Origin of the sequence: Parasphingorhabdus sp. (assembly GCF_036963705.1) — a bacterium.
GTDB lineage: Bacteria > Pseudomonadota > Alphaproteobacteria > Sphingomonadales > Sphingomonadaceae > Parasphingorhabdus.
Genome location: NZ_JBALUT010000113.1, coordinates 1 through 5,234, shown reverse-complemented (window position 1 = coordinate 5,234; position 5,234 = coordinate 1). Strand labels below are relative to the sequence as shown.

General features: G+C 57.8%; 4 protein-coding genes. 1 reads left to right on the top strand and 3 read right to left on the bottom strand.

Going from position 1 to position 5,234, the window contains the following annotated elements:
* The coding region (locus V7680_RS14840) for an acyl-CoA carboxylase subunit beta (protein ID WP_335654039.1) at positions 1-1,231 on the bottom strand (1,231 nt) is incomplete at its 3' end.
* A gap of 121 nt (positions 1,232-1,352) precedes the next feature.
* Between V7680_RS14840 and V7680_RS14835 the strand changes: the two genes are divergently transcribed.
* A complete protein-coding gene (locus tag V7680_RS14835) occupies positions 1,353-2,081 on the top strand; it encodes a TetR/AcrR family transcriptional regulator (RefSeq protein WP_335654038.1) in 729 nt (242 codons plus the stop codon).
* Between the two features lie 54 nt (positions 2,082-2,135).
* Here the strand turns inward: V7680_RS14835 and V7680_RS14830 are convergent, their stop codons facing one another.
* Together V7680_RS14830 and V7680_RS14825 are read right to left on the bottom strand one after the other, a co-directional pair.
* A complete protein-coding gene (locus V7680_RS14830; protein ID WP_335654037.1) occupies positions 2,136-4,325 on the bottom strand; it encodes a 3-hydroxyacyl-CoA dehydrogenase NAD-binding domain-containing protein in 2,190 nt (729 codons plus the stop codon).
* An 89-nt stretch (positions 4,326-4,414) separates the two neighbouring features.
* Positions 4,415-5,234: acetyl-CoA C-acyltransferase (locus tag V7680_RS14825; RefSeq protein WP_335654036.1), on the bottom strand; the 820-nt coding region annotated here is incomplete at its 5' end.

Sequence of the window (5,234 nt, the reverse complement as noted above, 5' to 3'; positions counted from 1 at the left end):
GCTTCGGCACCCGGACGTTGGATACCGCCTGGATCATCTTGCTGCCCAGCTTGATCATGCCCTTATGCTCGGACTCGGTGCCGACAATATAGCCGGTGGTGTTGTTGAGGAAGATGATCGGTAGCTGCGACTGGTCACAAAGCTGGAAGAAATGGGTCGCCTTGGCCGCGGCCTCTGGGTCGAACGGGCCGTTATTGCCGATCAGCCCGACCGCATGGCCCATGATGCTGGCCTGCATGCAGACGGTGCCGGGGCCATAGCGCGGCTTGAATTCCTCAAAGTCCGAGCCGTCAACGATCCGCGCCGCGACTTCGCGGACATCATAGGGAATGGTATAATCGGTAGGCACCACACCGGCGATCTCGTCGATGTCGTAAATCGGTTCTTCGTAATCATTGCGGCGGATCGGCGCGGTATTCTTGTTCCAGTCCAGCCGACCCATGGTTTCGCGGGCAATCGCAATGCCGTGGGCGTCGTCATCGGCGAGATATTCCACACTGCCGGTGGTCGAAGCATGCATTTCGGTGCCGCCGAGTTCGCGATCATCGGCGACTTCACCGGTTGCCGCGTGGACCAGCGCCGCGCCGCCAAGCGCTGCCATGCCATTGTTGCGGATACCGATCACATAGTCGGACATGCCAGGCATATAGGCGCCGCCAGCGGTTGACGGTCCGTGCAGAACCACCATCGTCGGGATACCTGCCGCGCTGAGCCATGCGAGATTGCGGAACAGCATCCCGCCATGAGCCCAGAGCTCGACCTTATATTCCATCAGGTTTGCGCCCGCGCTTTCAACCAGATGGATGAACGGCAATTTGAGATCCTGGGCAATTTTCTGCGCGCCCTTGCTCGCGTCCCAGCCGCCGGACGTCGCCGCACCGGCGCGGATGCCGCTGTCATCGACCCAGATCATGCAGCGCACGCCTTTGACAAAGCCAATGCCCAAAATCACGCTGCCGCCCGGAATGCTAGTCTCGGGATTACTGTCCTCGAGCAGATAATTGGCCATATTGTACAGGCGCAAGAAGGGCATACCGGGATCGAGCAAGCGGGTCAGCCGCTCGTGCGGGGTCAGCTGGCCGCGCTTCTCAAAGGTCGGGCGGCGTTTTTCCGACGCATCGACCGCGCGCTTCTCGAGGCTGCGGAGATGGTCGATCAGGGTCAGCATATCTTTGCGGTTCTGCGCAAAACTGTCCGAACCGGTGGCAATTTTCGATTTAAACTGGGGCATATTCAGGACGCCTTTGCGGGAAATGGCACAGCGGAATATTCGTCATTTGACACATTCAGTCTCCTATGGCTATTTGAATAGCATTCGGTATTTTCGAGTCAAGCTCAATAAAGGAACGGTTTTGGCGACTAAGGCGGTCCATCCGGAAACCCAGCGCAGCAAGCTGGAGCGCAAGGAACAGGCGATTCTGGACGCGGCGCGTGCCATTTTTGTCGAACATGGCTTCGACGGAGCACGCATGTCCGAGATCGCGCGCCGTACCGGTATCGGCGAGGGCACGATCTACAGCTATTATGAATCCAAGGCTGAGCTGATGCTCGCGGTTCTGCAGCAATTCTGGGACGTGCTGACCCGGGAGGCAGAGACGGTCATGGCGTCAACCCAAGCCGAGGGATTCTCCGACCGATTGCGGGCTCTGGCCCAATATCATCTGAACGCGGTGATAGTGAACGCTGATTTCATCAACCTCAGCTTTGCCCTGCGCCGCAACAATAGCGAGGTCAGCGTCTCGCGCGACCATCTGCGCCATTATGTTGCTGTTTTCGACCAGCTGTTCCGGCGCGGGCAGGATCGTGGAGAATTGCGGCGGGACGCGGTGCTGTGGCAAGCGCGTGATATCTTCTACGGCACCCTGGAATATAGCGCGCGGTCGATAGAAATGACCATCGACGCAGAACGCGCCGAACGGCAGCAGGGGCCGGTGGTTGATCAGATGGTTGCGTTGTTCGAGGCCCATTATGGAGCGGACCTTGCTGCTAAATCCGGGGACAACACCAATATCGATCGTATGTGTCAGCAGATCGAGCAGCTCGACGCAAAATTCGATGCGCTGGCAAAGCGGCTTTCCTGACTGACAAAAAAAGAGCCCCCGAAGGAGCTCTTTCTCATCATATTTTAGTCCAGCTTAAGCCGCTTTGTAAAAAGTCTCGCCGGCATCTGCTTTTGCGCGGAAGCTCATCGGCGGTTTGAACCGTTCGCCATGCTTTTGCGCCAGATTGTCGGCGAGGCGAACGAAATTGTCGACGCCCATCGTATCGATATGGCTCATCGGACCGCCGGTCCAGGGCGCGAAACCCCAGCCGAATATCGCGCCGAGATCGGCGGATTGCGGGTCGGAGACGACGCCTTCGTCGAAACATTGTGCGGTGGCGATCAGCTGGATGAACATCAAACGCTGTTTGACCTCTTCGACATCCGGCTGTTGTTCTGCCAGTGGGAAATGATCAGCCAGGCCGGGCCATAGCTTTTTCGACCCGTCATCGGCATATTCGTAGAAACCACCGCCAAAGCGCCGGCCACGACGGTCGATCTGCTTGACCATGATGTCCATCAGCTCTTCGGTGCCGCTCGGAACATAGGCGTCGCCCAGTTCTTCCTTGGTTGACGTCATAATGTCATAGCCGAGCTGCAAGGTTGTTTCATCGACCACGGCGAGCGGACCAATCGGCATGCCCATCGCGATTGCGGCATTTTCGATCAAGGCCGGTTTCACGCCTTCTGCAACCATCAGCATCGCTTCATTGGCATAAGGCGGGAACACGCGGTTGGTGTAGAAGCCGCGGACATCCTTGACGACGATCGGTGTTTTGCGGATTCTGGCGTTATAATCCAGAGCTACGGCCAAGGCCTTGTCACCGGTTTCAGCGCCGGGGATAATTTCCAGCAGCGGCATTCTCTCGACCGGCGAGAAGAAATGCATTCCGATGAACTGATCGGGGCGGGAGCTGTTTTTTGCCAGACCGGTGATCGGAAGGGTCGAGGTATTGGAAGCAAAGACGACATCCTTGCCAATGACCGCTTCGGTCTTCTTGATCACGTCAGCCTTGATGTCAGGGCGTTCGAATACCGCCTCGATGATCAGATCGACATCTTTCAGATCATCATAATTGTCGGTCGGTTTGATCCGTGCCATGAAAGCATCGGCTTTTTCCTGCGTCATCTTGCCACGCTTCACGCCCTTGTCGACGATCTTCTGGCTGTAGGCGACGGCTTTTTGCGCTTCTTCCATGCTGCGATCGAGAACGATCACATTCATGCCGCCTTTGGCGGTAACATGGGTGATGCCGGAGCCCATCAGGCCGGCGCCAAGAACGCCAACCGTTTTGAGTTCTGTCGGCGGAACACCCTTCGGACGGGCTGCGCCTTTTTCCGCTGCCTGTTTGTTGATGAACAGGGTGCGGATCATATTCTTGGCTTGCGGGCCGGAGAGCAATTTGGTGAAATATTTGCTTTCAACACGCAACGCGGTGTCCATCGGCAGCATCGAACCTTCGTAGAGGCAGGACAGGATTGCCTTGACTGCTTCGAAATTGCCCTTGCTCTGCTTCAGCGCGATTGCGGAAGAACCGAGATAGAGCGGCACGGCGCGTGGATCCATAGATCCGGCACCACCGGGGAATTTATAGCCTTTCTTGTCCCATGGCGCGGATGCCTTGGGATTGGCTTTGACCCATTCTTTGGCTTTCGCGATAACGTCGGCAGCTGGGACGACTTCATCAATGAAGCCCTGGGCCTTGGCGGCCTGCGGGTTGGTAGGTGCGCCGGTCATGATCATCATGCCAGCAGCCTGCAATCCGGCAAGACGCGGCAAGCGCTGAGTACCGCCGCCGCCGGGGAGCAAGCCAACCTGCACTTCGGGCAGGCCAAGCTGGATTTTCGGATTGTCGGCGCAAACGCGATAATGGCAGGCCAGCGCAAGCTCGAGACCGCCGCCGAGAGCGAGGCCATTCAGGGCACAGGCGACAGGTTTGGCGTGGGCGGTGCCCTTGAGCAGGTCCTTGGCGCTGTTGCCGCCGGTTTCCATACGGCGCAACATGCCGTTGAGTTCCCAGGCGCTTTCAAACGCTTCGGCCATGCTGGCGGCTTTCGACGCGCCGAGCATGTTGAGGTCGGCGCCGGCGAGGAAGCCGGATTTCTTGCCCGATGTAATCACCGCGCCTTTAATGTCGTCCTTGCTGATCAATTCTTCGACAAAGGCTTTGAAATCAGTGATCAGCGCTTGGTTCCAGACGTTCATCGACTGGCCGGGGAGATCGATGGTGACCAGCGCAATGCCGTCGCTGTCAATATCGACTGAGAATGTTTCGTAGGTCATGTGTTCTGTCCTGTATTCGTTTTCCGGCAGAGGCCGGAATCCAGTTCAAAAAGGGAGCCTGCGCCCGGTCTTGGCCGAGGCGCAGTCAATTAGTTCACCCGTTCGATGATCGTGGCGATACCCATGCCGCCGCCGATGCAAAGCGTCGCGAGAGCTGTCGACTTGCCGGAACGTTCGAGTTCGTCGAGCACGGTACCGAGGATCATCGCGCCGGTTGCACCGAGCGGATGGCCCATGGCGATGGCGCCGCCGTTTACGTTCATCACGCTGTGGTCGACATTCATCGCATCCATGAAGCGCAGGACGACGGCAGCAAATGCCTCGTTCAACTCCCACAGATCGATATCATTTGCTGTCATTCCAGCACGTTCCAATGCCTTCTTGGCGGCAAATTCGGGACCGGTCAGCATGATCGTCGGTTCGGAACCGATGGCTGCCATCGACACGATCCGCGCCCGCGGTTTCATACCGTATTTCTCGCCAGCCATCTCGTTGCCGACGAGAACCGCTGCCGAACCGTCGACGATACCCGAGCTGTTGCCGGCATGGTGGACGTGATTGATCTTCTCGATATCGGGATGTTTGAGGATCGCGACGTCGTTAAAGCCGGGCATCTGTTCACCCATCATCTTGAATGCGGGGCCGAGTGCGCCAAGCGACTGCATATCGGTTTCTGGGCGCATCAATTCGTCCCGATCGAGCACGACTTCGCCAATCACATCGCGGATCGGCAGGATCGATTTCGCGAAGCGCTTTTCGTCCCACGCCTTGGCGGCGCGTTTCTGGCTTTCGACCGCATAAGCGTCGACATCATCGCGGCTGTAGCCATATTTGGTGGCGATCAGATCGGCGGAAATGCCCTGCGGGACGAAATATTCCTGAAAAACCAGGGTTGGGTCGGCCATGCCG